Annotated in this window: 1 protein-coding gene; it reads left to right on the top strand. The window is 36.9% G+C overall.

Going from position 1 to position 1,435, the window contains the following annotated elements; all coding sequences use genetic code 11:
- Positions 1 to 55: 55 nt before the first annotated feature.
- A protein-coding gene (locus JQ843_RS04395; protein ID WP_203180026.1) for an IS3 family transposase occupies positions 56 to 1,404 on the top strand; the annotation gives its coding sequence in 2 pieces (ribosomal slippage) (positions 56 to 506 and positions 506 to 1,404; 1,350 coding nt in all).
- The last annotated feature ends 31 nt before the right edge of the window (positions 1,405 to 1,435 follow it).

Below are 1,435 nucleotides of genomic sequence, written 5' to 3'. Positions count from 1 at the left end.
TGTACTGCACCCCAAGAGTTAGACAGAAAAAATCTAACTTTTGGGGTGTTTTATTATGAAATTGAGTTATGATGATAAAGTTCAGATCTATGAACTTAGAAAACAAGGATATAGCTTAGAGAAGCTTTCAAATAAATTTGGGATAAACAATTCTAATCTTAGGTACATGATTAAATTGATTGATCGTTACGGAATAGAGTTCGTCAAAAAAGGAAAGAATTGTTACTATTCTCCTGAACTAAAACAAGAGATCATTGATAAAGTTCTTCTTGAGGGGCATTCACAAATTAGGGCGTCTCTGGATTATGCTCTTCTAAGTAGTGGATTACTTTCGAATTGGCTGGCACAATATAAGAAAAACGGGTATACTATTGTTGAGAAAACAAGAGGGAGACCACCTAAAATGGGACGTAAGCCAAAGAAGAGATTTGAAGATATGACAGAATTAGAACGTCTTCAAGCAGAAAATGAGTACTTGAGAGCGGAGAATGCCATTCTAAAAAAGTTGAGAGAACTCCGATTGAGAGACGAAAAGGAGCAAGAAGAAAAACGGAAATTGTTCAAGGACTGGTAACAGAGTTTTCTTTAGATATCCTTCTAAAGATTATTAAACTTGCCCGTTCAACTTATTATTACCACTTAAAACAGCTGGATCAAAGCGATAAAGATTATGATATTAAAGCTGAAATTCAGTCAATTTATACTGAGCATAAAGGAAATTACGGCTATCGTCGCATGACTCTAGAATTACGAAATCGTGGCTTCGTAGTGAACCATAAGAAGGTGCAGCGTCTGATGAAAGTACTTGGTTTAACGGCTCGAATTCGCCGTAAACGGAAGTATTCTTCATACCAAGGAGAGGTTGGCAAGAAAGCAGATAATCTTATTCAACGTCAATTTGAAGCAACCAAACCAATGCAAAAGTGCTACACAGATGTGACAGAATTTGCCATTCCAGCAAGCACTCAAAAGCTTTACTTATCGCCAGTTTTAGATGGTTTTAACAGCGAAATCATCGCTTATAATCTTTCTACATCACCGAACTTAGAACAAGTAAAAGCTATGTTAGACCAGGCTTTCGGTGAGGAACATTACGAGAATACCATTCTCCATAGTGACCAAGGCTGGCAATACCAACACGATTCTTATCATCGGTTCCTAGAGAGTAAGGGAATTCAAGCATCCATGTCACGTAAGGGTAACAGCCCAGACAATGGTATGATGGAGTCCTTCTTTGGGATTCTGAAATCGGAAATGTTTTATGGTTATGAGAAGTCGTTTCAGTCGCTTAAGCAATTGGAACAAGCTATTGTAGACTATATTGATTACTACAACAATAAACGAATTAAGGTAAAACTAAAAGGACTTAGCCCTGTACAATACAGAACTAAATCCTTTGCTTAAATTAATTGTCTAACTTTTTGGGGTCAGTACA

Source organism: Streptococcus mitis, assembly GCF_905187495.1.
GTDB classification, from domain to species: domain Bacteria; phylum Bacillota; class Bacilli; order Lactobacillales; family Streptococcaceae; genus Streptococcus; species Streptococcus mitis_CU.
Note: the sequence above shows the minus strand (reverse complement) of the source record. Positions and strands in the feature narration are given on the sequence as shown.